Here is a 26030-nt window from a genome sequence, read left to right as displayed (position 1 = left end):
TCGCCGCGCGGCGCGCGCGTGGGGTGCGAAAGCTTATAACCTTAGGCCCGTTTGCGCGTCGGCGGCATAGCGGGCGCGGTATGGCCGGCATCAGCGCGGCGCGTGCCGGCGGCGCTTCGCGCGGGCCGAAGCGGCAGCCGCAGCGCGGCCCGCCGCCGCCGCCGCCGTGTTATGGCGCCGGTGCCGGCTTGTCCGCGAGGCCCCACGGCAGCGAACTGATCCGCTTCACTTCGCGCGATTCGAGCCAGTTCGGCGTGCGCGCGCAGTACAGCACCATCGGCAGCGCGTCCTCGCCCCAGAACAGCTGATCGTTCAGACGAAACGTCGGCACGCCATAGACGCCGAGGTCGATCGCATCGGCGGTATTGCGCTGCAGTTGCGCCTTCACCGCTTCGTCCTGGATCAGCTCGGGGCCGTCCGGCTTGCCGACGCGCTCGCACAGCTCGGCGAACGCTTCGTCGCTCGACGGGTCGCGCCCGTCGCGCCAGATGAAGCGGAAAATCTCGCGCACGAATTGCACGTCGCCGTTCGCGGCGGTTGCGAGCAGCAGCGGTTTCATCGAATCGAACGGATGGGCGGGCGGCATCTTGTACGGGATGCCGAGCTGCTCCGCGCGAAACAGCGCATGCCGGTACATGAAGGTGCGCTTGGCGGGCACGCTGTACGCGGAGCGCTGGCCCCAGTGGCGATACAGATCGTTCAGCACGACCGGCGTGAATGCGAAGTCCATGCCGGGCCATTTGTCGTGTTGCTCGAGCAACAGGTACGTGAACGGCGAGACGAAATCGTAAAACCACAGCGGCTGTTGGGCGTCGATGCCAACGGTCATAAAGGTCTCCCGGATTGCCTGTGTCGGACGGAGCGGAGGGTGGGTCCGTTATCTCATCAAAATTGTAGCGATCTTACGCGGTGCGCTCCCGGCTTGCACCGGTCGATATCCCCTGGTGGCGGGCGGCGGGTGCGGGTTCAGGCGGTGTCGCCGGCGCGCTCAGCCTTTGACTTGATCGGCCGCCTGCTCGTCGGCTTCGTCCAGCCCGGCCGGCGTGTCGCGGCTTGCCATGAGCCGCCGCCGCACGAAGCCGATGTGCTCGCGCAGCACGTAGAACTGGTCCGCGTATGCGAGCGGCATCTTCATGCCGTTGACCGAGTCTTCGATCGCGTCGAGCCGCTCGATCAGCGACGCGCGTTCGGCCGGCGAGTGTTCGCTGAGCGCGCTGCGCTCGATCGCGATCAGCGCGCCGTACCAGCGATAGATGCGCGACTTGACGCGCCATGCGTACAAGCCCGGCACGACGCGCAGCGCCGGCACCAGCAGCACGATCAGCGGCACGACGATCACCAGCAGGCGGTCCGCGAGGCTCGCGATCCAGAACGGCAGCGTCCGGTACAGGAAGCTCTTGCCCGACTTGTAGTAGCGCGCGGCGTCGTCGGACAGCGGGAAGTCGTGCGCGAGCGGCGCGGGGAATTCGCCGGCGCGCTGCATCGTCGTCGCGCCGCCGTGCACCTCGCGCGCGGCTTCGATCAGCAGATCCGACAGCGCCGGATGCAGCGAATCGCGCGCGATCAGCTCGGCGGTCGGCGCGACGATGCTGATCGAGTTCGCCGGCAGGTTCTTGCCGAGGTCGAAGGCGCCCATCGGCACCTTCAGCTGCGTCAGGTACGGAAAGCGGCGCGTGTACGCGTCGGCCTGCGAGAAATCGTAGAAGCGCACATTCCCCGTGCGGTAGAGCTTGCCCATCACGGCCGGTTGCGCCGAGTCGCCGGCGAGGAAGGTTGCGTCGATCGTGCCGTCGATCAGCGCGTCGGCGGCTGCGTCGCCCGTCAGCGGCAGCAGCCGGGTCGGGCCGCCCGGCACGATGCCGTTGGCCTTCAGCAGCGCGAGCGCGAGCTCGCGCGTGCCGCTGCCCTCGGGGCCGATCGCGAGGCGTTCGCCCTTGAAGCCGGACAGCCAGTCGACCGGCGCGCCGCGATAGAAGATCGCGAGCGGCACGTAAGCGACGCTGCCGAGCGACATCAGGCTTTTGTCCTTGTCGACCGCGGCGGGCGCGATGCCGCTCTGCACGAAGCCGACATCGACGTTGGCCTTCGGGTCCAACAGCCGCTTCAGATTTTCCTGCGAACCCTGCGAGGCCAGCACGTTCAGCGTGATGCGGTTGCGCGCGAGGATCGCCTTGTACTTCTGCGCGGCGATCCAGAACGTGCTGCCGACCGGGCCGGCGCTAATCGTCAGCGTATTCGGCGGAGCGGGCTGGATCAGCCGCACGGCGGCCCAGATGCCGACGATCACGAGCAGCACGAGCGGGCCGAACGAGACCGCCAGGTCGCGCCACGAGATCGCGACAAAACGGGCGACGAGATGGGTAGGGCGGCTGCGGCCGGTGTCAGGCTTCATCGGATCTTCTGAAAACGGCGGTCGGTCGGGCGCGAATGCGCGCAGGCGGCTTGGGCGGCGCGCCAGCACGCGTCGCGCCGATGGTACCTGAGATTGGCACGGCCGCGAATCGCGTAGCCGCCCGTCACGCCGACAAACGCGTAACAAATGGTGAGCGTCGCGGGTGCGCGCCAGCATGACGTCCATGCAAATTTTGCGCGACCACGTAGCGTGTCCGTCTTTATCCGGCAAGCATGACGCACCCGCTGTCGGTGCGCCACGCCGCGCGCCCTTTGCGCTTCTGTGCCGGCTAGATTAAATTGTGCATCGTTACCGCGATCCAACGTTTGCGGCGATATCCCGGCAAGACGGACAAGAACCGGGCACGTCGGCGGACTTCGCGGTTTGCCGATTACCGGTAATCAGCCTCTCTCGTCTCTTGCACATCGTGTCAACCGTTGACGGCCGTCGCGCACGCGCGCATTCGCGCGATGACGGCCGCCCGTAGTCGTAACGAAGCCGCTTGTTGATGCGGTCCAATGTGAAACCAAGGAGAAGAGAGCTATGAAAACGGTCGGTTTTCTGAAAACACTGGGTGCGGTCGTGGCAATGGTGGCGGCGTGCAGCGTCTACGCCCAAAACGCTCCGGATACGGCGTCGGCGGCAGCCACCGTCAAGGCCGGCAAGGCAGCGAATCATGAACTTGGCCGTAAGGTGCGCCACGCGCTGACCAAGACCCAGGGTCTCGACGTGTCGCACATCGCCGTGCGCGCGCGTGGCGGCGCAGTGACGCTGACCGGCACGGTGCCGGACCAGAGGCAGGCCGAGAAGGCCGGCGAAGCCGCCAAGGGCGTCGAGGGCGTGACGTCGGTGACGAACAAGCTGACGGCGAAGCAACAGTAAGCGGTGCGCGCGAGCGCGGCGCCGCAAGGCCCGCGTCGCGAGGTCTATCAATCAGTTCGGAGGCTCCGGCATTTTCGCCGGAGCTTTTTTTTCGTGCGCCGGTTTTGGGCACAGCACTTGCGACGTTTGCGGGACCGCAGCAATGCGGCTTGCCGCACTCACTGGTGCTGATCGAGGCGCGGCTGTCCCGGCTTCGTGCGCTGCGGCACAGTACCGACGCATCGCGGGGCGTACTGTGACGAGGAGGGAACGGGGAGCCAAGCTTATGCAAACCACGCAGTTTCGCTACATCGATCTGCCGATCGGCGATCGCGCGGCATTTGAACTGGTGTGCGCAAGACACGGTTTCGCGCCCGCGCATTTCGACATCAGCGCGAGCGCGGCGCCCGGTGAGCCGGCGCACGAACGCGTCGTCACCGTGCGGCGTGTCGACTGGTCACGGTCGTATCGCGATGGCCACGGTCAGTGGGTCCGGCAGTTCGAGGCGGATCTGACCAGCCGGTTTTTCAAATAGACACCGGTCGCCGCGTGCGCGCTTGACGCGTCTTCAGCGGGCGGCTCACGACAACACCAGCCGCACGCCGACCAGCGTCAGCGTCGCCGCGAGCAGATTGCGCAGCAGCACTTCCGGCGCGCGCGAGGCCAGAAAGCTGCCGATCGCGATGCCGGGCAGCGATCCCACCAGCAGCGACAGCAGCATCGACCAGTCGATCGAGCCGAGCAGCCAATGTCCGGCACCCGCGAGCAAGGTCAGCGGCACCGCGTGCGCGATGTCGGAGCCGACGATGCGTGTGGTCGGCAGCATCGGATACAGCAGCAGCAACACCGTCACGCCGATCGCGCCCGCACCCACCGACGTCAACGACACCAGCGCACCGAGGATCGCGCCGGTCAGCATCGTCAGCGCTAGCGTGCGCCCTTGGCTCGGCGCGCGTAGCTTGCGCGCGCCGAGCGCCGCAAGCTGCGGACGGAACACCAGCGCGATCGCGGTAACCAGTAGCGCCGCGCCGAGCACGACCTGGATCAGCCGGCCCGCGCGCGGCGTGTCCATTCCGTAGCGATGCAGCAGGATCAGCGTGATGGTGGCCGCGGGCACGCTGCCGGCGGCGAGACGCAGCGTGACCAGCCAGTCGACCGAGCCCTTCAGGCCGTGCACCAGCGTGCCGGTCGCCTTGGTGGCGGCCGCGTACAACAGGTCGGTGCCGACCGCGGTGGCAGGGTGCACGTTGAATAGCAGGACGAGGATCGGCGTCATCAGCGAGCCGCCGCCGACGCCCGTCAGCCCGACCAGAAAGCCGACGAACAGGCCGGAGACGGAGTACAGCAGATCGATGTGGGGAAGTGCCATTAAGCGGACAGCTGACGCAGCGCGGGTGAAGGGTTGGGCGGCAAGGCCGGCGGACGCGCCGGGCGGCTGGCGGCTGGCGGCGGCGGTGTGCGGTGCGCTGCACGGCCGCGTCGGCCGACGCCTGAGCGGCGAAAGGCGCTATTGTCGCAAAACTGCCGCGCCCGCGTGCGGCACTTACTCAGGGGAGCGCGTCGCGGCCGGCAACGGGCCGCGTTCGGTGGCTACGGCGCGGGTGCGCCGCATCGGGTGCGAGGCGCCGCTCAGAGCGCGCGGCGGATTTCGACGACGCCGAACGCCGCGAGCATGAGGCCGACCACGCGATCGATCGCGTGGCGCAGCCTGCTGCCGATCGCATGACGCGCGAGCGACACGATCGTCACCAGACAGCACCACCACGCGATCGAACCGGCGAACACGCCGCCGACCGTCGTCAGCGCGATGGCTGGCGAGAACGCGCCGCGCGGTGCGAGCGTCGTGAACAGCGCCGCGAACATGATGATGGTCTGCGGATTGGTCAGCGTCAGCAGCAGCGCGCTCGCGTACGCACGCAGCGCGCCGGCGCGGCCGATCTGCGCGAGCTTGCCATTGCTGTTGCCGTTGCCGTCGGCGCTTTCGGCGGGCGGTTTCTGCAGCAGTGCGCGCACGCCGAGATACAGCAGGAACAGGCCGGCGAGCAGATGCAGCGGACGGTCGTACGCGAGCATGAACTGCGAAATGCCGACGAGGCCGAGCGCGGCGATCAGCCCGTAGGCCGCGTCGCCGCTCGCGATGCCGAAGCCGATCGCGAGTCCCGCGCGTGGGCCGCCGGTCAGCGTGCGACGAATGCACAGCATGCCCATCGGGCCGACCGGCGCGGCGATCGCCAGCCCGACGCCTGCAGCGGTGAAAAACAAACTGGTCGTGGACATGAGCAGGTTCTCGAGCGGTTGTTCTGGTTGGGGCAGTCGCCTGCAGGCTGCGGGCGCACTCGCCAGCATAGCCAGACCGGAAATCGCGGGCAAGGGTGGAGGGTAAGACTCACCGCGCGATGATTCGCTTCAGCGGATCGGCCAGCATGGCGATGAAAGCTAATATCGCCGCGTCGGTTACAACGGTTTTAGCCAGAGAAAAACAACAATGCCGCTGAGTTGTTCAACTGAACGGTATTGCGGCTCAATGCCGCCTTTTTTGTCGTTATATCGTAAAAATTCGTCAAAAAATGAGATGGCCAGAGCAATCGTTAATGTCTGTCAAGAAAATTTTGTCTCAAATTATAGGGGGTGACCGCGCCTCTGTTTGCATGGTTAATTCGCCAGGTATTTTTCGGGAAATCAAAAGAGGTTATATGGTCATAGAGAGGTGGTGTAATGCCTGATGCGCTTTGAGCAGCAGTAACGACGAGATCGACCGCCTCTGCAGGACTGGTGAGCACGCATCAACTGCCGATATCGCTGTTTGCAGCCAAAGGAATTTCGAGCAAATTTACGCAAAATTGAATTCCACAATCAAAACGTCGGAAGCTGAGTTGAGCAAAGGCGATGTTGATTTGAAGGCCGATAACAATCCTGTCGCATTGCCTTACTTTGAGAATGGACAAAGGGCATGGGTCGAATATCGCGACAATCAGTGTTACGCTGAGACCTATTCATTAGGCGAAGCATCGATGCGTTATGTGACGTTTTGGGATTGCATGGCGCGCATAACGAAAGAGCGGATAAGTGATCTTCAGAGCACTGAAGACTAAGGAAAGGCAACCGCGCCTCACACGAGTCGCCTCGCCTTGCGAGGCTTTCCATTCGAGCGTCAATTGCTTGTTCAACTGCTTGTTTCTGCCCGGCAAGCCGTGGTTATAGCCGCACCGCAAGCGACAGAAGCCCTCCACGGCCTTCCGCGATGAACCATAATTCCCCCACTCCCAACTCCCGAATCCGCTCCGCCGATGTGGCAAATCGATCAGGTCACGCTGCGCTTGTTCATCGCCGTGTGCGAGGAAGGCACGATCGCGCGCGCGGCGGAGCGCGAGTTCATCGCGCCGTCGGCGGTCAGCAAGCGGCTCGCCGATCTCGAAGCGCTCGTCGACGTTGCACTGCTGTCGCGCAGCCAGCGCGGCGTGCGCCCGACCGCCGCCGGCGAAGCGCTGTTGCGCCACGCGCGGCTCATCATGCGCGGCCACGAACGCCTGCAGGCCGAACTCAGCGAATACGCGGCCGGCGCGCGTGGCCATGTGCGGGTGCTGGCGAACGTATCGTCGATGGTGGAGTTTCTGCCCGAGGCATTGTCCGCGTTTTTGCAGGCGAATCCGGCGATCCGGGTCGATGTCGAGGAGCGCGTCAGCGCGGACATCGTGCGCGGGCTCGAAGAGGGCGTCGCCGATCTGGGCATCTGTCGCGACACGGTGCCGCTCGGCAGTCTCGACACGCTGCCGTATCGCGCCGACCATCTGGCGCTGATCGTGCCGCGCGCGCATCCGCTCGCGGGTGAGACGCAGGTCGGCTTTGAGCAGACGCTCGGATTCGATCATCTGGGGCTCGCCTCGAATGCGTCGGTCAATGCGCTGATGCAGCGCATCGCGCTGGAGAAGGGCGGCGAGTTGAATTACCGCACCTATGTATCGACGTTCGATGCCGCCTACCGCTTCATCCAGGCGGGACTCGCGGTCGCGATCCTGCCGCGCGAGGCTCTGCCGCGCCATGCGGCCGACGAGTACGGCATCGTCGCCGTGCCCTTGCGCGAGGCGTGGGCCGAGCGGCGTTTTGTTATTTGCATGCGCGATCGCGCGGCGTTGACGCTGGCGGCCGCGCGTTTGCTCGAGCATTTACTGGGCGCCAGGTAAGACGGACAGCGCACCCGGTCACTCGCACCGACAGTCCCTGATACCTCCCGGGCGACGCCCTTCCTCACCTCTCCAGACAAACCCCTAAGCATTTCACCCAGGCGGGCGCGAAAGCCCGCCGCCTCGGCCTGGGCGGCCATCGCGAGCGGCGATGTCGGGCGTCGTCAATGCAGACTTTGCCGCGCGCCGGCACGCGGGCACGCTGTGATCCGGTTAGCGCATCACTTGTACTCAGCGGATCTCCGAAACCCGCGTCCACATCCAGGATTCAAACCGATGAATGACGCCCGCGAGCGTGTCGTCGTGACCGAAGTCGGTCTGCGCGACGGTCTGCAAAGCATTGCCCGCATCATGTCCACCGACGACAAGCGTCGCTGGATCGACGCCGCGTATGCGGCCGGCGTGCGCCATATGGAAGTCGCGTCGTTCGTGCCGGCAAAGCTGCTGCCGCAAATGGCCGACGCCGCCGCCGTCGTCGCGCACGCCCGTAGCTATGACGATCTGAGCGTCACGGCGCTCGTGCCGAACCTGAAGGGCGCGCAGCACGCGCTCGATGCCGGTGTACAGCGCATCGTCGTGCCGATTTCGGTGAGCGTCGCGCATAGCGTCGCGAACGTGCACAAGACGCCCGCCGAGATGATCGATGCGTTCTCCGCGATGCGTGAGCTGATCGATCGCGCGTCTTCGGCTGGTGCTCGCCGCGTCGAGTTGATCGCCGGTTTGTCGACGGTGTTCGGCTGCACGCTGCAAGGCGCCGTGCCGTACGCGGATATCGCCGCGATCGCGCGCGCCGCGATGCAGTCCGGCGCCGACGTGATCGCGCTCGGTGACACGACCGGCGAGGCGACGCCGCGCCAGGTCGGCGAGGTGATCGAGCTGGTGCGCGACGTCGCGGGCAACAAACTGCGTTCGCTGCATTTCCACGACACGCGCGGCCTCGGTCTCGCCAACACGCTGGTCGCGCTGCAGCACGGGATTCGGGAATTCGATGCGTCGCTGGCCGGTCTCGGCGGCTGTCCGCATGCACCAGGCGCGACCGGCAACGTCAATACCGAAGACCTCGTGTTCATGCTCGACAGCATGGGCTACGACACTGGTATCGACATCGCGCGGCTGCTCGCCTCGCGCGCGGTGCTCGCCCAGGCGCTGCCGGGCGAACCGCTGTATGGCTATCTCGCGCGAGCGGGATTGCCGAAGCAGTTCGCGCACGCGCAACCGGCCGCGCGCGAATCCGCCGGGTCCTCCGGATCTTTACGTGATTCCCATTGTTCCATTCCGCAGGTGCCGCAATGACTCCGCTTTCCTCCGCTACCTCCGCTTCGTCTTCGACGTCTTCGCCGCAGCCGGGCACGTTGCCGCTCGCGGGCATCCGCGTGATCGAGTTGTCGCATATGGTGATGGGCCCGACCTGCGGCATGATTCTCGGCGACCTCGGCGCCGAAGTAATCAAGGTCGAGCCGCCGCGCGGCGACAGCACACGCCGGCTGCTCGGCACCGGCGCGGGCTTTTTCCGCACCTTCAACCGCAACAAGAAAAGCGTCGCGCTCGATCTCGACAGCGAAGCCGGTCTCGCCGCGCTGAAGCAACTCGTCGATAGCGCCGACGTCTTCGTCGAAAACTTCAAACCCGGCCGCATGGCGAGTCTCGGCCTCGATTACGCGACGCTGCGCGAGCGCAATCCGAAGCTGATCTACGTGTCGCATAAGGGCTTTCTCAATGGTCCGTACGAACATCGTCTGGCGCTCGACGAAGTCGTGCAGATGATGGCGGGTCTCGCGTACATGACCGGGCCGGTGGGCCGTCCGCTGCGCGCGGGCAGCTCGGTCAACGACATCATGGGCGGCATGTTCGGCGCGATCGGCGTGCTGGCCGCGCTGCACGAGCGGCACGCGAGCGGCCGCGGCAAGGAGGTGCAGAGCGCGCTGTTCGAGAATTGCGTGCTGCTGAGTGCGCAGCACATGCAGCAGTTCGCGGCGACCGGCGTGGCCGCCGCGCCGATGCCCGAGCGCATCAGCGCCTGGGCCGTCTACGACGTGTTCACGCTCGCGCATGGCGAGCAGATGTTCGTCGCCGCGACCGGCGACGCGCAGTGGCGCGCGCTGTGCGCGATTCTCGAGCGCGACGATCTGCTCGCCGATGCGCGCCTTGCGACCAACAACGACCGCGTGCTCGCGCGCGGCTGGCTGCTGCAGACGCTCGGCGAAAGCCTGAGCCGCTTCGACGGCGCGACGCTCGTGCCGCTGTTCGAGCGCAATCACATTCCGTTCGCGTCGATCACGAAGCCCGAAGAACTGTTCGACGATCCGCACCTGAATGCGAGCGGCGGCCTCGTGCCGCTGACGCTCGACGACGGCAGCGAAACCGCGATGCCATTACTGCCGATTTCGCTCGACGGTGCGCGTCTCGGGCCGCGCCAGCCGATCGCGAAGATCGGCGAGCACACCGTCGACGTGCTGCGCGAACTCGGCTTCGACGACGCGCGGATCGCGGAGCTGAGCGGTGGCGTGCAATCGCGGGCGCCGGGCGCGGCTGCATGAGCGGCTGCGTGAGCGTCATGCCGCGCTTGGCCCATTGCAACGGGCAATAAACCAAAAACTCTGGAGACGGACGATGAAATCGTCGAATCAGGCGATGTACGCCACTGCGCTCGGCGAGGCGGCCGGCGCGCTCGATGGCTCACCCACGGACGCGGGCGCCGATGCGTCAGCGCCGGACCGCGCCGCCGCGATCGCGCTCGATGGCGCGCGGATTTCCGCGCGGCTCGACCGGCTGCCCGCGACCCGCACGATCTGGCAGCTCGTGATGCTGCTGAGCTTCGGCATGTTCTTCGAACTCTACGACCTGATGTACTCCGGCTACATCGCGCCGGGCCTCGTGCACAGCGGCCTGCTCACCGCCACGACGCGTGGTCTGTTCGGCACGAGCGGCGTCGCGAGTTTCATCGCCGCGCTGTTCGCGGGCCTGTTCATCGGCACGGCGGCGTGCGGCTTTCTCGCCGACCGCTTCGGCCGCCGTGCGATCTTCACGTGGTCGCTGCTGTGGTACACGGCGGCCAACGTCGTGATGGCGTTCCAGCACACGGCGCTCGGCTTGAACTGCTGGCGCTTCATCGCGGGGATCGGCATCGGTGTCGAGATCGTCACGATCGGCGCGTATATCTCCGAACTCGTGCCGAAGCACATTCGCGGGCGCGCTTCGGCGTGTTCGCAGGCGGTCGGCTTCTGCGCGGTGCCGATCGTCGCGTTCCTGTCATATCTGCTGGTGCCGCAACGCGTGTTCGGTCTCGATGGCTGGCGTGTGGTCGTGCTGATCGGCGCGATTGGCGCGATCGTCGTGTGGTGGATTCGCAGGGGTTTGCCGGAGAGCCCGCGCTGGCTCGCGCAAAAGGGCCGCCTCGCAGAAGCCGACGCGGTGATGACGCGTCTCGAAGCACGCGTCGCGCGCGAGTATCAGCGCCAATGCGGCCTGCCGTTGCCCGAGCCCGCGCTGCCCGAACCGGTGCGCGCGCGGGCGGCGTTTCGCGATCTGCTGGTGCCGCCGTATCGCAAGCGCACGCTGATGCTGATCCTCTTTCACGTGTTCCAGACGATGGGCTACTACGGCTTCGCGAACTGGATTCCGACGCTGCTGATCAAGCAAGGCATTACGGTGACGACGAGTCTGATGTACGCGAGCATCATCGCGATTGCGGCGCCGCTCGGGCCGTTGCTGGGATTGCTGATCGCCGATCGCTTCGAGCGCAAGAGCGTCATCATCTGGATGGCGGCGGTCAACGTCGTGTGCGGACTCGCGTTCAGCCAGGCGCGCGAGACGGTGCTGCTCGTGAGTCTCGGCGTGTGCCTCGTGCTCGCGGGCAACATCATTTCGTACAGCTATCACGCGTACCAGGCCGAGCTGTTTCCGACCGGCATCCGGGCGCGCGCGGTGGGCTTCGTTTATTCGTGGAGCCGGATTTCGGCGATGTTCTCGGCGTTCGTGATCGCCGCCTGCCTCGGCCGCTTCGGCGTGAACGGTGTGTTCGTGTTCATCTCGGCGGCGATGGCGGTCGTCATGGTCGCGATCGGTACGCTGGGGCCGAAGACGCGCGATGTCGCGCTCGAGGATATTTCGAAGTAGCCCGGGTCTGACAGGCCTTAGGAGTCCTGGCGAGTCTCGTCGTTGCTCGACAGCCGGTCGGACACGTTGCCGAGCAGCAGCGCAAGCAGCACGACGCCGATCATCGCGAACAGGAACCCGCCGATCATCGTGGCAAGTATCAGCGTGATCCATGAAATGCCGTTCATGTGCGCGGTTCCAGCGCGTTGGTCGGGGGCATCGTAACCCGTTCAACATCACATCTATGTGCGCTTGCCCGCCGTAAGCCTGTCAGGCGACGCCGAACTATCGTCGCAACGTGCCATGACGCGGCGCGTTCTCGATGGTGTCACCGTCGTTGCGTAACGGGAAAGCGGACTTCGTTCGCTGTCCGCGACCATCCTTGCGAAGAACCTCATAGTGCATTTCCGCAATCGGTTGGCGGAAATGCACCCGGCCGCACCCGATGTATTCCGCCATTGGCGCGCCTATTGCGGTGGCGCTAAAGTTGTCCGATATCCATGTTTCAGGTCTGAAACGTTAATCGCCGTCTTTATATTCCGGCCGTCAATAAAAATGATTTAAATAATTTTTTCTGGCGCGTTGAGTGCTTGTATTGAACGGTGGAATGGGCGGTGGCGCCGTGCTTGCGTCGATGGGTTACGGGAGCTTGCCGAGAAGCCGGCCTCACATGAGAGGGTGGAGTTTGTTCCACTCATCGCCGGCGACTTCCGGCAAAAAATCGCTTTTAAAATACGCTCTGCCAGGTGGATTAAGCGGAGACACGCCGTTTTTCGAGTAGCCCCGCAGTGTGCGCTGGCGTACGCATTCATTTTTTAAATTGCATTAAGATTCACGAGTGCATATTCAACCATATGCGGATAGACGATTAATCCATTGAAAAGACGGTCGTTTCGGTATTGAGCCGAATTGCACTGGCCGATCACGTAGTCATAGTGCCAATATGTCTGCACTTTCGGACATGGCGGCAGAGCGCCGGAGGTGGTCGCTATGATGCACTGCGCGGAGTTCGCATTGTGCGTGATCGTAAAAGGTGTAGTTGATCGTTTTCTGTCGAGAGGATGACTATGACCTGCGCGAGTCTGGAGTCTGCAATGCTGCGCTGGGTGCATGCGCCGAACAAGGGCGTGCGTCGTGTCGCGATTCTGTTGTTCAACGACTGCTCGCTGCAAGGAGCGGGAGTTATCGCCGAGGTTTTCCAGGCTGCCAACGAGCTCTCCACTTCCGGTTCGGGCGCGTGGCTGTACGACGTTTCGTTTTTATCCGCCGACGGCGGCATGGTGAGTTCGTCGTCGGGGTTGCGCGTATGGACCGACGGACTCGACGCGCGCCATTACGTCGGCTTCGATGCGCTCTATGTGGCGGGCGGCAAGGGCGCGGCGTCGGCGGCGCGCGATGAGCGGCTGCTCGGATGGCTGCGGCGGGTGCGCCACAACACCTCGATGATCCGCTCGATCGCCGAAGGGCGCGCGGTGCTCGACGCGGCGGCGCTGCCCGAGGACAAGGATGGCAGCGACCTGCGCCAGCCAACTGTGGCGAGGAATGGTGCGGGTCCCGCAGAGCAGGGCGCCGTCGAACTGAGCGACCGGCTGGAATCGATGCGCAGTGCGCTCGCGATGATTAAGCGCGATCTGGGCAACGCGACCGCGCGCTCGGCTGCCGAACGGCTGCTGTCGGACTCGTGCACGAACCTCGCGCCGCTGCTCGGCGAGGACGGCGGCATGAGTCCCGGCGACAAGGTTCGCGCTGCGGCGCGCTGGCTGCAGGAAAACTGCCAGCAGGCGATTTCGATTGCGGATGCCGCGCAGTTCGCGGCGATGAGCGAGCGCAACTTCCTGCGTCGCTTCAAGATGGAAATGGGTATCACGCCGTCGAGTTTCCTGTTGCACGAGCGCCTCGCGGTGACGTGCAGCCTGTTGACCGAATCGGAACTGCCGGTCGACAAGATCGCCCGTCGCACCGGGATGGGCAACGGCGACCGGCTCGCGAAAGTGTTTCGCAAGCGGATGAGGATTTCGCCGACCGAGTTCAGGATTCAAAGCCGCCGCATGGCGGGCGAGTAGCGCCGACGGAGCCAGCCCGGTCACCGCGCAGTGCAGGCGGGGACCGGTCCGTTGTTCGTTGTACCTTGCAGACCGATGAGGATTCCAGACATGTTGACGCAGGCAGGTGTGAGCGCCCGATCCGTCGAGCCGAACGGCGCAAGCGCCGGGGTTGCTGGCGCGCGCTGCGCGCACATCGTCCCGGTCATTCTCGCGGGCGGCTCGGGCACGCGGCTTTGGCCGGTGTCGCGCGAAAACTTTCCGAAGCAGCTGATCGACGTGGTCGGCTCCGACTCGCTGCTGCAGGCGACCGCGCGGCGGCTCGAGGGCTTCCCGGCGGGCTGGAGCATCGACGCATCGCCGATCGTCGTGTGCGGCGAGGAGCATCGCTTCGTGATCGCCGAACAGTTGCATGAAAACGGCGTCGACGCGCGTCTGATCGTCGAGCCTGCGCGCCGTGACACGGCGCCAGCGCTGACACTCGCGGCCTCGCTCGCGTGCGCCGCCGGCGACGACGCGATCCTGATCGTGATGCCCGCCGATCACGCGATTGCCGACGTGCCCGCGCTGCAGCGCGCACTGGCGTGCGCGGCGCACCACGCGAGCGAGGGCGCGATCGCGACGCTCGGCGTGCCGCCGACGCGTCCCGACACCGGCTTCGGCTATATCCGCATCGGCGCGGCATTGGCCGCTGGCGGCCACGCGATCGACGGCTTCGTCGAGAAGCCCGCCGAGGAAATCGCGCGGCAATACCTGACGGCAGGCACCTACTGGTGGAATAGCGGCATCTTCATCGTGCGCGCGCGCGTGTGGCTCGACACGCTCGCGTCGCTGCGGCCCGACATGCATGCGCCGTGCACGAGCGCGTTCGCGAGCGGCAAGCAGGACGGCGACGTGTTCCGGCCGTCGCACGACGCGTTCCTCGACGTGCCCGCCGATTCGATCGACTACGCGGTGATGGAGCGCCTGACCGAACCGCCGCCGGCAGAAGGCGACAGCGCGAGCAACGCTGAAACGCAAGGCGCGGCGCAGAGCGAGACGCAAGCGCGAAGCCCGGCTGCAGACATGCCGCCCGGCGTCGTGATCCCGCTCGAAGCCGGCTGGTCCGACCTCGGTTCGTGGGACGCGGTATGGGCCGCGATGGAGAAGGACCCGAACGGCAATGCCGGGCGCGGCCGCGTGACGTTCGAAGGCGCGGTGTCCTGCTATGCCCATTCGGAAGGGCGGCTCGTCGCGTGCGTCGGCACGGCCAACGTCGTCGTGGTCGAGACCGCCGACGCGGTGCTCGTGGTGGATCGTTCGCATGTGCAGGACGTCAAGGGGCTCGTGTCGCGCATCAAGGCGCAGCACGCGCCGGAGGCCGACGCGCACCGCAAGGTGCGGCGCCCGTGGGGCTTCTACGACTCGATCGATCGCGGCGAGCGCTTCCAGGTCAAGCGCATCGTCGTGACGCCCGGCGCGAAGCTGTCATTGCAACTGCATCATCACCGCGCCGAGCATTGGGTGGTCGTGCGAGGCACTGCGCTCGTCACGCGCGGCGAAGAGCAGTTCCTGCTCAGCGAAAACGAATCGACCTACATTCCGCTCGGCACGCGTCACCGGCTCGAAAACCCGGGCAGGGTGCCGCTCGAAATCATCGAAATTCAGTCGGGTACCTATCTCGGCGAAGACGACATCGTGAGGTTTGACGACAACTACGGCCGCTGCCCGTAGGCAGCCCATGTACACCCTTTTTGCGTACAGGAAGGCAGAACGAGGTAAGGAAAATGCGCAAGTTTCAGGATCTGCTCGCGCGGATTTTCGATGTCGCTTTGGTATTGGCGGGTGCGACCGTGGCGTCGCGGATCCGTTTCGACTATCTCGGCCAGTCGGGTTTCTACTGGGCGCTGGTGATGTTTTCGGCTGCGTTCGCGCTCGCGATCTTCCCCGCGTTCGGGGTGTATGAATCATGGCGCGGTCGCTCGAAGCTCGGGCTCGCCGGGCAGGTGTCGCTCGCGTGGCTGATCGTGCAGGCCTGCGCGCTGGTGCTGATGTACTCGCTGCATCGCATCGATATCGTGTCGCGGCTGTGGTTCTCGTACTGGACCGCGACGACGGGCGGCCTGCTGATCGCGAATCGGGTGATCGCGCACGCGGTGCTCGCGCGGGCGCGCGGCGCGGGCATGAACCTGCATCAGGTCGCGATCGTCGGCAGCGGCTCGCAGTGCGATGCGATCCTGCGCCGCATCGAGTCGGCGCCGAGCGCGGGCTTTCGCGCGACCGCCGTCTACAACACGCGCCCGGACGACTCCGGCGTGACGAACCCGCGCGTGCCGGTGTTCGATCGCGTCGATCTGCTGGCCGACTACATCCGCACCAACGACGTGCACGAGCTATGGCTGATGCTGTCGCTGTCCGAGGAGCCGCTGATCTGCGCGCTGATCGACGAGTTCCGCGACGACCTCGTGAATATCCGCTTCATGCCGGACGTGCGCAGCCATTCGCTGTTCGAAGGCAGCGGCGTGGTCGATCTGCTCGGCGTGCCGGCGATCAATCTGGTCGCCTCGCCGCTGTCGGCCAACGCGATGCTGAAGAAGGAAATTTTCGACCGGCTGTTCGCGGCGACCGCGATCGTGGCCCTCGCGCCGCTGCTCGTTTGCATCGCGATCGCGGTGAAGCTCTCGTCGCGCGGACCGGTGCTGTTCAAACAGAAGCGCAAGGGCGCGGACGGCCGCGTGTTTACGATCTACAAGTTCCGCTCGATGCGCGTGCATACCGAAGCGAAGGGCACCTTGAGCCAGGCGACGCGCAACGACAAGCGCGTGACGAAAGTGGGCGCGTTTTTGCGCCGCACGAGCCTCGACGAGCTGCCGCAATTTTTCAACGTGTTGCGTGGCGACATGTCGGTCGTAGGACCGCGTCCCCATGCACTCGAGCACGACGACCTCTATCAGAAGGTGGTCGCGGGCTATATCAATCGCTACCGGATCAAACCGGGAATCACGGGCTGGGCGCAGATCAACGGCTTCCGTGGCGAAACCGACCGCATCGAGAAGATGGAGCGTCGCGTCGAACATGACCTGTACTACCTGGGTCACTGGTCGTTCGCACTCGATATGCGGATCATCGGCGCGACGATTGTCGCCGGACTGGTGCATCGAAACGCTTATTAGAAAGTCATAACAACGCCTCGGGGCGAAGGAGTAAAGATCATGAGCTCACTTGGTTTTCGCACAGGAAGTCTTGTGGTTTTCGCTAGTGCAGCAGTATTGCTTTCCGGATGCCAAATCGTGCCGGGACAACGGATGATCACGCCGGCCGGGATTCAGGACACGGGTGGCGAATTCAGTACCGAAGCTTCGCAGCAGAAGCAGATTCCGATCACCGATATCAATCTGGAACTGCTGAGGAAGATTGGTGCCGATCAGAAGGCTTCCCAACTTCCGCCGGAGACGGCGGGGCTGTTCGGCAAGCCGGCGCCGTACAAGCTGGGCCCCGGCGACGTGCTGCAGATCGTCGTGTGGGATCACCCGGAACTCGCGGCCGCTCTGGGCCAGCCGCCGAGCAATTCACGCCCTAGCGATGCGATGCCGGGCTTCCTGATCGATGAAACCGGCGACATCCAGTTTCCGTATGCGGGCACACTGCACGTCGTGGGCAAGACCGTCTCGCAGATCCAGCGCGAATTGAATCAGCGTTTGAGCAAGGTGTACCAGAAGCCTGAGATAACGGTGCGCGTCGCGTCGTTCCGTAACGCGACGGTCTATGTCGATGGCGAAGTGCGCACGCCGGGCACGCAATCGATCAACGACGTCCCGATGTCGCTGACGAACGCGATCGGCCTGGGCGGCGGCTTCACCACGACCGCGGATCGCAGCCGCGTCGATCTGATCCGCAACGGCACGACCTATAGGCTGAACATCGACGACCTCGTCAAACGCGGCCGCAATCCGTCGGAAATCTATCTGCAGCCGGGCGATACCGTGCGCGTGAACGCGCGCGAAGACAGCGGCGTCTACGTGATGGGCGAAGTCAACAAGCCGGCCACGGTGCTGCCGCTGCGCAACGGTTCGCTGACGCTGTCGCAGGCGATCTCCGACGGTGGCAGTTTCGACTCGAACACGGCCTCGGGGCAGCAACTGTTCGTGATCCGCAATTCGACCAGCGAGTCGCCGCAGATCTATCATCTCGATGCGACCTCGCCGGTGGCGATGCTGCTCGCGAACCAGTTCGAGCTGCAGCCGAAGGACATCGTGTACGTCGGCCAGGGCGGTCTCGTTCGCTTCAACCGCGTGCTGAACCTGCTGTTGCCGGCGATCAACGCGGCAGTGACGGGAGTCGTCGTGTCGAAGTGACGCAGGTGTGACGCGATATCTGAACCGGCAGGCCTTGTTGGGTGAAAAACATGGCAATCAATTACGAAAATCGCTACGCCGGCGTGTATGAACCGGGGCAGTTGCATCTGTCGGACTACGTGCGCACGGTCGTGCGCGGTTGGCGCACGATCCTCATCGTGACGCTGATCGCGCTCGCGCTCGGTAGCGCGTACGCGTTCCTCACGCCGCCGGTCTATCGTTCGGACGTGCTGTTTCACGTTCAGGACAGGACGGCGAACGCGGCGAACGTCAATGCGAACGGCCGGGATGCGGCATCGCCGCTTCCCGGCGCGTACGACTCGAAGCCGTCGACCGCGGCGCAGATCGAGCTTTTGAAGTCGCGTCTCGTCACCGAGGAAGCGGTCCGCGCGCTGCACCTCGACATCACGGCGAAGCCGCGTTATCTGCCGGTGATCGGCAGCAAGATCGCGGGACTCGTGAACGGGCACTGGTGGTTCCGGCTGCCGTCGTTCATCAACCTGCGCGGCTTCGCGTGGGGCAACGAGAGCATCGCGGTGTCGCGCTTCGACGTGTCGAAGGACCTGTATGGCGAGACCTTCACGCTGATTGCGGGCGCCGGCAACACCTTCATGCTGCGCGATCCTCACGGCAGCGCGATTCTGTCGGGGCGCGTCGGCGAGACCGTGCGGACCGACACCGCGGTCGGGCCGATCACGCTGCACGTCGACACACTGGTCGGCGCACCGGGCTCGCGTTTCGAACTGACGCGCGCTTCGACGCTCGGCACGGTGGAGCGTCTGGCGAAGACGATGGTCGTGCAGGAGACGGCCGAGGACTCCGGCGTGATCCGCGTGAGCCTCGAAGGCGCCGACCCGGCGCTGACCGCGGCGACCGTCAACAACGTGGCGCGCCAGTTCGTGCGCCAGGATCTGGCGAGCCGTTCGAGCGAGTCCGATCACACGCTCGCGTATCTCGAGCAGCAACTGCCCGCCGCGCGCAAGGCGCTCGACGATGCGGAAGAGCGCTACGGCAAGTTCCGCAATACCCATGGCACCGTCGATCTCGGCGAGGAAAGCAGGCTGCTGCTGCAGCAGATCGTCGACAACAAGACGAAGCTGCTCGATTTGCAGCAGCAGCGCGCGGAGCTATTGCAGAAGTTCACGCCGAACCATCCGACGGTCGCCGCGCTCGATGCGCAGATCGCCGCATTGCAGGGCGCGCAGAGCACGATGAACCGCAGCGTCTCGACGATGCCCGACACCGAGCAGACCGCGTTGCGTCTGCAGCGCGACGTGCACGTGAACACCGATCTGTACACGAACCTGCTCAACAGCGTGCAGCGGCTGCGGGTGGCGCAGGCCGGGCAGGTGGGCGGCGTGCGCGTGGTGGACTTCGCCGAAACGCCCGACGATCCGGTGCGGCCGAAGCGGATGCTGGTGATTTTGATGTCGCTCGGCGGCGGCCTCGTGCTCGGCTTGCTGCTGGTGTTCCTGAAGCGCGCGATGCGCGGCGGCGTGGAACGCCCGGACGAACTCGAGGGGATGCTCGGCGTGCCGGTATTCGCGGTGGTGCCGCGCAGCCAGACGCAATTGCGCCTGCAGGAAAAGGTGTCGCTGCGCCTGCGCGGGCAGCATGTGCTCGCGCAGCAGGCGCCCGAGGACCTCGCGGTGGAAGGCGTGCGCAATCTGCGCACGTCGCTGCAGTTGTCGCTCGATCATGCGGCCAATAACGTCGTGATGATCACCGGCTCGCGGCCCGATGCGGGCAAGTCGTTCCTGTCGGTGAATCTGGCGACGCTGGTCGCGTCGGCGAACAAGCGCGTGCTGATCATCGACGGCGACATGCGGCGCGGCGACGTGCATTCGCATTTCGGCGTCAGCCATCGGCCGGGACTGTCCGACGTGCTGTGCGGCGGCGATCTCAATGCGATGATCCAGCGCGACGTGCTGCCCGGCCTCGACGTGCTCGCGAAAGGCACGCTGCCATCGCACCCGGCCGAGCTGTTGATGAGCCGACGCTTCGAGGCGATGCTCGAGCTGCTGAAGCCGCAATACGACGTCGTGATCATCGATACGCCGCCGGTGCTCGCCGTGACCGATTCGACACTGATCGGCAAATACGCGGCGACGTCGCTGCTCGTCGTGCGGCATGGGCGTCAGCCGCTGCACGAGATCATCGAAACCGCCAAACGCCTGCGTAACGGTGGCGTCGGCTTGCGCGGCGTGCTGCTCACCGACGTGCCGCAGGAAGCCGCGTTCCTCGGCTCGGGGTATCAGGGCGGCTATTACGGCTACGACAGCATCGCCGGCTGACACGGCCGACCGCGCGGCGCATCTCTCGGGGCGCCGTGCGGGCGGGCGTGATTGGCGGCATCTTTGTGCCGCCATCTCGCGGGATCCCTTGCAATCCTTAGCTTAGTGGTGGCGCAGCAGATCGCGCAATGCGCGCGATTCTTCCGCCGTCGGCTGCATGGTCTGCCACGCCGACTCGTTCGCCGCGAGCGCGGCGAGCCGCTGCGCGGCCTTGCTGCTCGAATCGATCCGCAACGCTTCGTTGGCGTTGCGCGACGCGCACTCCCAATGTCCGACGTTGCCGCAACCGCGCGCGAGACTCAGCAACGCGTCGCGCTGCTGCTCTAGCGTGCTCACCTGGGCGCGCATGCGGCGCGCGTCGCGATTATCGGGCTGCGCGGTGATGGCCGCCGCGATGCGCACTTTGGTCGCCGACAGATTGCCTCGTTGCAGGTAGCCGCGCGCGGCGATCAGATTGCGCTCTGCATCGGCGCGCTGTTTGTCGGCTAGCGTGAGCGGGGCGGCCATCGTGTCGGTGTTGCTGCTGGGGTTGGTGTTGATCGACGCGACCGCCGTACCGCGCGGCGTGGGCGCGGCGACGGCCGCGCTCGATTTCGGCGTTGGTGCTGCGGTGGGTGCGGTCGTGACGACGAGTGGAGACGATGGCACGACGGGCGGCGTGGTCGCAACGACTGGCGTTGACGGTCGCGCTGGGACGGGTGCGGTCGCGACTACGGGTGGTGATGAGCGCGCTACGGTGGGCGTGGTCGCCTCGACGGGCGGTGACGAGCGCGTCACGGTGGGTGGTGAGGATGGCGCGACGGTCGGCGCGGTCGCCACGACGGGCGGTGACGAACGCGTCACGGTAGGCGCGGACGCGACGACGGGCGGTGCCGATCGCGCTACGGTGTGCGCGGACGCCGCGACGGGCGGCGCCGATCGCGTCACGGTAAGCGGGGACGCGACGACGGTCGGTGCCGTGCGCGCCACTGTTGGCGGGGTCGCCATGACGGGCGGTGGGGATGGCGCGACGGTCGGCGTGGTCGCCACGACGGTCGGCGTCGATCGCGTCACGGTAGGCGCGGTCGTCACGGCGGGCGGTGAGAATGGCGCGGCGGTCGGCGTGGTCGCCACAACGGTCGGCGACGACCGCGTCATGGTTGGCGCGGTCGCTATGACGGGCGGTGAGGTTGCTGCGACGGTCGGCGCCGTCGCAACGATGGGCGACGAGGATGGCGCCACGTTCGGCGCCGCCGCCACGACTGGCGTTGACGAGCGCGTTACGGTAGGCCCGTTCGAAACGACGGACGATGCCGAAGGCGCCACGGCAGGCGCGGTCGCCACGACCTGTGGCGCCGATGGCGCGACAGGCGCCCGCACGTTCGCCGGTTGCTGCCGCGCGACGACAACAGGACGCGGCGCTTGCGCGACCATCGACGCGGGCTGCGGCGCCACGGGCGTAGGCGCCGCGGCAACCGGCGGCGCCGCATTCTGCGCAACGTCCTGCGCAGGGACTTGCCTAGGGTTGTCCGGGTGCACCGTGCCGAAGACCGTCACCGGCGTGTCGACGTTCGCATCGTCGTCGAGAAGAGCGAAGCCGATATACACCGCGCCGAGCGTCGCGAGCGCGGCCGCGGTTAGCGCGAGCGGGTGCCGCCGTCGACGCCCGCCCGGCTCGAACGTGGCCTCGTCGAGCAGTTCGTAGGGGCTCATCTTCGTTTGCGCAGAGCGTCGCGACGCACGGTCCGCGGGCAAGCTCGCGGCCGCTGGCAGCGGGTCGAGTTGCGCGCGCGATGTGCTCAGCGCCCGGGATCGCGCGGCGCGCTCGCCGGGCTTGTCGTCGGTATCGAACGAATCGATCGGTAGCGCATGGCATGCGGGACACGGCGAAAAACGGCCCGGCAGCGGCACGCCGCAGTATGCGCAGTGATGGAAAAACGGCTGGTCGGAAGTCGAGTCGCGCGGCATGGCCGTGTCGCTCCACTGGCGCCGAAGGCCGGCGCCATCAAAAAGAATGAATGCGACGACGCTCGCAGGCGGCGTCGGCCGAACTACTGGACGACGTAACCGCGCGCCTGCATGCACGCGCCGTAGGCGGCCCAATAGCGGGTCATCGGAGGCTCGGGCGCGGGCAGCGGCGGCAGCTTCACGTTCGACGCCGCGTTGGCCTGCGTCGAAGCGGCCGCTCCGTCCGATGCGCCGGCTACCGACGTTGCGCCCGGTGCCGCCGCCGATGCGTTCGGCGGTGCATTCGCCGCCGCGGTGGCCGGCGCGCCAGGCGCGCTGGCGCCGGCCGCGGCTTCGTTCACGGGTTTCGTCGACGATGCGCCGCCAGGCGCTTGCGCGCCGGCGAGCGGCGCGCTCGCGGCTTCGGGCGCGCTCGCGTTCCACGGCAGCGGCGTGGCCGAGAAGGAACTGGGGGGAAGCGGGGGTTTCGACGGTACGCCGGTCGACGCACCTTTGGCCGCCGGCGGATGACGCGGCGGAATCTGCGACTCGTGGGCCATGTTGACCCCGGTCACGCGGTTCGCCTCGGCGTAGCACATCGCGTTATCGATGCTGCGCTCGTAAGGGCTCTGACTTCGGATCGGATAGGTGACTGGCCGCCACGCGAACGCGGCTGTGCTCGTCACCAATAGCGTCAGTACGGTATATGTTTTAAATGCCATCGCAGTCACTCCCGCAGCGATGTCTCGCCTTTTTGTGTTTGATTTCGTGTCGTTTCGAGCTTGTTGTTGATGCCTGGCGCTCGTGTTTCTGTCGCGGCCTGCCGATAGGCCGTGGCGTTGCGGTGCTCGTGCCACGGCTCCCCGGAAGGGCACGTCGCGAATGCCGCTTTAACGAGCGTAGCACCGCGGCTTGGCCGCGCGATGCATCGAATAGCGCGCGAAAACGCCATCGTGCAGTGCAATCAGGACACAATCGGCGAAGCGGCGTTGCAGATCGGGACAATCCCTGGTCGCCACGAAGGATCGTCAGGAGTCGAAGATGAAGAACCTATCGTATCGCTATCGACCGCTTTGCGCTGCGCTTTGTTGGTCGATGCTGTCGCTCGCGGCGCCGCTCGCGAGCGGCGCGAGCGACGCCAACATGAGCGCGGAGACGGCGGGCGAGCGGGCGAATTTCGCGCAGGCGTTTTGCGGCGCGTCGCCCGAGCGGATCGGCGCCTATAAGGAGCGGCTCCGAAAGGTGCTGACCGGAGCGACCGATTTCGATCAGCGCTGGGACGCGGGCTGGCATCGCGGCGACGACACCAATAGCCAGATGAACGCACTGCGCGAGCGAGATCCGAAGGAATTCGCAGCGCGCATCAAGCTCAATTGCGAACGGCTCAAGTGGATGGCAGGTAATGCGTTGCGCCCGCCTGCGCAGAAGTGAGTCGAACCGGATGAGCCGGTCGGTGTCGCGGGCCGTACGGGCCTTGCGACCTTATGCTCGACCGGACGGGGGTTTTCCCTGGAAATAGGAGATCCGACGGGATGGAGTACGGTGCGCGGTTGTTGTTTGTCTGCGATACCGCCCCTTCTCGCTGCGGCGATAGGCCACGAACCTCGCTGCAAGTATTTGTTTTTGCTCGGGTTCGCAGGTCACGCGCATGACTGCGCCGATGCGCCCGCACCCCGCCGGTCGGGCAAAACCCCGCCCGCGGTGTCGCTCCTCCGCACTTCTTGAATTTGTCACTACCCGTCCATATAATTAGCACTCGCTGCACGAGAGTGCTAACAACATCTCCGGTTGGCTCGTCCAGCCGGGTTTTCTCAGCGTTCTTCAGTCTCAATCAGAGAGGAGTATGTATGAACCTTCGTCCTTTGCATGATCGCGTGATCGTCAAGCGTCTGGATCAGGAAACCAAGACCGCGTCGGGCATCGTGATCCCCGAAGCCGCAGCGGAAAAGCCGGATCAAGGTGAAATCCTCGCAGTCGGCCCGGGCAAGCGCGACGACAAGGGCGCAGCGATCGCCCTCGACGTGAAGGTCGGCGACCGCGTCCTGTTCGGCAAGTACGCAGGCCAGACCGTCAAGGTCGACGGCAACGAACTGCTTGTGATGCGCGAAGAAGACATCATGGCCGTGGTGCAGAAGTAAGCGCAACGTCGCTACTTCCCCGGTTATATCCAAAGTATTCAAGGAGTTAGAAGATGGCAGCTAAAGACGTCGTATTCGGTGATTCCGCCCGTGCCAAGATGGTCGAAGGCGTGAACATTCTCGCCAACGCCGTGAAGGTCACGCTGGGTCCGAAGGGCCGCAACGTGGTCCTCGAGCGCAGCTTCGGCGGCCCGACGGTCACCAAGGACGGTGTGTCGGTCGCAAAAGAGATCGAACTGAAAGACAAGCTCCAGAACATGGGCGCGCAAATGGTCAAGGAAGTCGCTTCCAAGACCAGCGACAACGCAGGCGACGGCACGACGACCGCTACGGTTCTCGCGCAATCGATCGTCCGCGAAGGCATGAAGTACGTCGCATCGGGCATGAACCCGATGGACCTGAAGCGCGGCATCGACAAGGCTGTTGCAGCCGCAATCGAAGAACTGCGCAAGATCAGCAAGCCGTGCACGACCAACAAGGAAATCGCCCAGGTTGGCGCGATCTCGGCGAACAGCGATTCGTCGATCGGCGAGCGCATCGCTGAGGCAATGGACAAGGTCGGCAAGGAAGGCGTGATCACCGTCGAAGACGGCAAGTCGCTGCAAGACGAACTTGACGTCGTCGAAGGTATGCAATTCGACCGCGGCTACCTGTCGCCGTACTTCATCAACAACCCGGACAAGCAAGTTGCCGTGCTCGACAACCCGTTCGTGCTGCTGCACGACAAGAAGGTGTCGAACATCCGTGATCTGCTGCCGGTTCTGGAACAAGTCGCGAAGGCTGGCCGTCCGCTGCTGATCATCGCTGAAGACGTCGAAGGCGAAGCGCTCGCAACGCTGGTGGTCAACAACATCCGCGGCATCCTGAAGACCGTTGCTGTCAAGGCGCCGGGCTTCGGCGATCGTCGTAAGGCGATGCTGGAAGACATCGCGATCCTGACCGGCGGTCAGGTCATCGCTGAAGAAACCGGCCTCACGCTCGAGAAGGCAACGCTGGCTGAACTGGGCCAGGCGAAGCGTATCGAAGTGGGCAAGGAAAACACCACGATCATCGACGGCGCTGGCGAAGCAGCGAACATCGAAGCTCGCGTCAAGCAAGTGCGCAAGCAGATCGAAGAAGCGACCTCGGACTACGACCGTGAAAAGCTGCAAGAACGCGTTGCCAAGCTGGCAGGCGGCGTTGCAGTGATCAAGGTCGGTGCTGCGACTGAAGTCGAAATGAAGGAAAAGAAGGCACGTGTCGAAGACGCACTGCACGCAACGCGCGCAGCTGTGGAAGAAGGCATCGTCGCTGGTGGCGGCGTCGCGCTGATCCGTGCACGTACGGCGATCGCTGGCCTGAAGGGCGCTAACGCCGATCAGGACGCAGGTATCAAGATCGTTCTGCGCGCAATGGAAGAGCCGCTGCGCCAGATCGTCACCAACGGTGGCGAAGAAGCGAGCGTCGTCGTGGCAGCGGTTGCTGCTGGCAAGGGCAACTACGGCTACAACGCAGCGACCGGCGAGTACGTCGACCTGGTTGACGCAGGTGTCGTGGACCCGACGAAGGTGACGCGCACGGCGCTGCAAAACGCAGCTTCGGTTGCTGGCCTGCTGCTGACGACCGACGCAGCTGTCTGCGAACTGCCGAAGGAAGATGCTCCGATGCCTGGCGGCATGCCCGGCGGCATGGGCGGCATGGGCATGGACATGTAATTCCGCTCGGGCCTCGTGGTCCGGTCGCGTGGTTGAATTGCCGCGCGTCTGGATCACGGACGAGGCCCGGTTG

The 26030-nt window shown here is 65.3% G+C and carries 23 protein-coding genes; 16 read left to right on the top strand and 7 right to left on the bottom strand.

Features of this window, described 5'->3' with window-relative positions:
* Nucleotides 1–169: 169 nt before the first annotated feature.
* Both QFZ94_RS27405 and QFZ94_RS27400 read right to left on the bottom strand, forming a co-directional pair.
* On the bottom strand, nt 170–829 hold the full coding sequence (locus tag QFZ94_RS27405) for a 2-hydroxychromene-2-carboxylate isomerase (protein WP_176379091.1): 660 nt from the start codon (nt 827–829) through the stop codon (nt 170–172).
* Nucleotides 830–988: 159 nt separating this feature from the next.
* Nucleotides 989–2392 (bottom strand): TAXI family TRAP transporter solute-binding subunit, encoded by a 1404-nt coding sequence (locus tag QFZ94_RS27400; protein ID WP_429460776.1) that lies wholly within the window; start codon nt 2390–2392, stop codon nt 989–991.
* Nucleotides 2393–2935: 543 nt separating this feature from the next.
* Between QFZ94_RS27400 and QFZ94_RS27395 the strand changes: the two genes are divergently transcribed.
* Together QFZ94_RS27395 and QFZ94_RS27390 are read left to right on the top strand one after the other, a co-directional pair.
* Nucleotides 2936–3274, top strand: coding sequence for a BON domain-containing protein (locus QFZ94_RS27395; protein ID WP_429460774.1), 339 nt, complete (start codon nt 2936–2938; stop codon nt 3272–3274).
* Between the two features lie 265 nt (nt 3275–3539).
* Nucleotides 3540–3788, top strand: a complete 249-nt coding sequence (locus QFZ94_RS27390) for a hypothetical protein (protein ID WP_176109425.1) — start codon at nt 3540–3542, stop codon at nt 3786–3788.
* A gap of 45 nt (nt 3789–3833) precedes the next feature.
* Here QFZ94_RS27390 and QFZ94_RS27385 read toward each other — a convergent pair whose 3' ends face one another.
* Together QFZ94_RS27385 and QFZ94_RS27380 are read right to left on the bottom strand one after the other, a co-directional pair.
* The gene (locus QFZ94_RS27385; protein ID WP_368624144.1) at nt 3834–4622 is read right to left on the bottom strand and encodes a sulfite exporter TauE/SafE family protein; all 789 of its coding nucleotides are present in this window, start codon (nt 4620–4622) and stop codon (nt 3834–3836) included.
* A 260-nt stretch (nt 4623–4882) separates the two neighbouring features.
* On the bottom strand, nt 4883–5530 hold the full coding sequence (locus QFZ94_RS27380) for a LysE family translocator (RefSeq protein WP_410851311.1): 648 nt from the start codon (nt 5528–5530) through the stop codon (nt 4883–4885).
* Nucleotides 5531–5982: 452 nt separating this feature from the next.
* Here QFZ94_RS27380 and QFZ94_RS27375 point away from each other — a divergent pair, with 452 nt between their 5' ends.
* The 5 genes from QFZ94_RS27375 to QFZ94_RS27355 all read left to right on the top strand — a co-directional run bounded on the left by QFZ94_RS27375 (nt 5983) and on the right by QFZ94_RS27355 (nt 11550).
* Complete coding sequence (locus QFZ94_RS27375) at nt 5983–6345, top strand: lysozyme inhibitor LprI family protein (RefSeq protein WP_429460771.1); 363 nt, start codon at nt 5983–5985, stop codon at nt 6343–6345.
* A 195-nt stretch (nt 6346–6540) separates the two neighbouring features.
* Nucleotides 6541–7434: a LysR family transcriptional regulator gene (locus tag QFZ94_RS27370; RefSeq protein ID WP_410851313.1), complete on the top strand. Its 894-nt coding sequence runs from the start codon at nt 6541–6543 to the stop codon at nt 7432–7434.
* Nucleotides 7435–7710: 276 nt separating this feature from the next.
* Complete coding sequence (locus QFZ94_RS27365; protein WP_429460769.1) at nt 7711–8727, top strand: hydroxymethylglutaryl-CoA lyase; 1017 nt, start codon at nt 7711–7713, stop codon at nt 8725–8727.
* Nucleotides 8724–9971 (top strand): CaiB/BaiF CoA transferase family protein, encoded by a 1248-nt coding sequence (locus tag QFZ94_RS27360; RefSeq protein ID WP_429460767.1) that lies wholly within the window; start codon nt 8724–8726, stop codon nt 9969–9971. The genes QFZ94_RS27365 and QFZ94_RS27360 overlap by 4 nt, the downstream gene beginning before the upstream one ends.
* A 73-nt stretch (nt 9972–10044) precedes the next feature.
* A complete protein-coding gene (locus tag QFZ94_RS27355) occupies nt 10045–11550 on the top strand; it encodes an MFS transporter (protein ID WP_429460765.1) in 1506 nt (501 codons plus the stop codon).
* A 17-nt stretch (nt 11551–11567) separates the two neighbouring features.
* Here QFZ94_RS27355 and QFZ94_RS27350 read toward each other — a convergent pair whose 3' ends face one another.
* Nucleotides 11568–11717, bottom strand: coding sequence for a hypothetical protein (locus QFZ94_RS27350; protein WP_176109418.1), 150 nt, complete (start codon nt 11715–11717; stop codon nt 11568–11570).
* Nucleotides 11718–12596: 879 nt separating this feature from the next.
* Here QFZ94_RS27350 and QFZ94_RS27345 point away from each other — a divergent pair.
* From QFZ94_RS27345 to QFZ94_RS27325, 5 genes are all read left to right on the top strand, one after another.
* Nucleotides 12597–13592 (top strand): helix-turn-helix domain-containing protein, encoded by a 996-nt coding sequence (locus QFZ94_RS27345; RefSeq protein WP_429460763.1) that lies wholly within the window; start codon nt 12597–12599, stop codon nt 13590–13592.
* 90 nt (nt 13593–13682) lie between these two features.
* Nucleotides 13683–15284, top strand: a complete 1602-nt coding sequence (locus QFZ94_RS27340) for a sugar phosphate nucleotidyltransferase (RefSeq protein ID WP_410851317.1) — start codon at nt 13683–13685, stop codon at nt 15282–15284.
* Nucleotides 15285–15337: 53 nt separating this feature from the next.
* On the top strand, nt 15338–16723 hold the full coding sequence (locus QFZ94_RS27335) for an undecaprenyl-phosphate glucose phosphotransferase (protein ID WP_429460761.1): 1386 nt from the start codon (nt 15338–15340) through the stop codon (nt 16721–16723).
* A gap of 39 nt (nt 16724–16762) precedes the next feature.
* Nucleotides 16763–17905, top strand: a complete 1143-nt coding sequence (locus QFZ94_RS27330) for a polysaccharide biosynthesis/export family protein (RefSeq protein WP_368587666.1) — start codon at nt 16763–16765, stop codon at nt 17903–17905.
* A 50-nt stretch (nt 17906–17955) separates the two neighbouring features.
* Nucleotides 17956–20199: a polysaccharide biosynthesis tyrosine autokinase gene (locus QFZ94_RS27325; protein ID WP_429460758.1), complete on the top strand. Its 2244-nt coding sequence runs from the start codon at nt 17956–17958 to the stop codon at nt 20197–20199.
* Nucleotides 20200–20301: 102 nt separating this feature from the next.
* Here the strand turns inward: QFZ94_RS27325 and QFZ94_RS27320 are convergent, their stop codons facing one another.
* On the bottom strand, nt 20302–20706 hold the full coding sequence (locus QFZ94_RS27320) for a hypothetical protein (RefSeq protein WP_429460756.1): 405 nt from the start codon (nt 20704–20706) through the stop codon (nt 20302–20304).
* 1 nt (nt 20707) lies between these two features.
* Here QFZ94_RS27320 and QFZ94_RS27315 point away from each other — a divergent pair, with 1 nt between their 5' ends.
* A complete protein-coding gene (locus QFZ94_RS27315) occupies nt 20708–21883 on the top strand; it encodes a hypothetical protein (protein WP_429460755.1) in 1176 nt (391 codons plus the stop codon).
* Between the two features lie 346 nt (nt 21884–22229).
* On the opposite strand, the gene QFZ94_RS27310 is transcribed toward QFZ94_RS27315, so the two are convergent.
* Entirely contained in the window at nt 22230–22847 is a 618-nt protein-coding gene (locus tag QFZ94_RS27310; RefSeq protein WP_429460754.1) for a hypothetical protein, read from the bottom strand.
* A 319-nt stretch (nt 22848–23166) separates the two neighbouring features.
* On the opposite strand from QFZ94_RS27310, the gene QFZ94_RS27305 reads away from it, so the two are divergent.
* The 3 genes from QFZ94_RS27305 to groL all read left to right on the top strand — a co-directional run bounded on the left by QFZ94_RS27305 (nt 23167) and on the right by groL (nt 25957).
* Entirely contained in the window at nt 23167–23556 is a 390-nt protein-coding gene (locus QFZ94_RS27305) for a hypothetical protein (protein ID WP_429460752.1), read from the top strand.
* Between the two features lie 416 nt (nt 23557–23972).
* Nucleotides 23973–24263: a co-chaperone GroES gene (gene groES, locus QFZ94_RS27300; RefSeq protein ID WP_008923887.1), complete on the top strand. Its 291-nt coding sequence runs from the start codon at nt 23973–23975 to the stop codon at nt 24261–24263.
* 53 nt (nt 24264–24316) lie between these two features.
* Nucleotides 24317–25957: a chaperonin GroEL gene (gene groL / locus QFZ94_RS27295; RefSeq protein WP_013088588.1), complete on the top strand. Its 1641-nt coding sequence runs from the start codon at nt 24317–24319 to the stop codon at nt 25955–25957.
* Nucleotides 25958–26030: the final 73 nt, after the last annotated feature.

Origin of the sequence: Paraburkholderia sp. JPY465 (assembly GCF_050436725.1) — a bacterium.
Lineage (GTDB): Bacteria > Pseudomonadota > Gammaproteobacteria > Burkholderiales > Burkholderiaceae > Paraburkholderia > Paraburkholderia youngii.
This window is presented reverse-complemented; position numbering and strand designations above follow the sequence as displayed.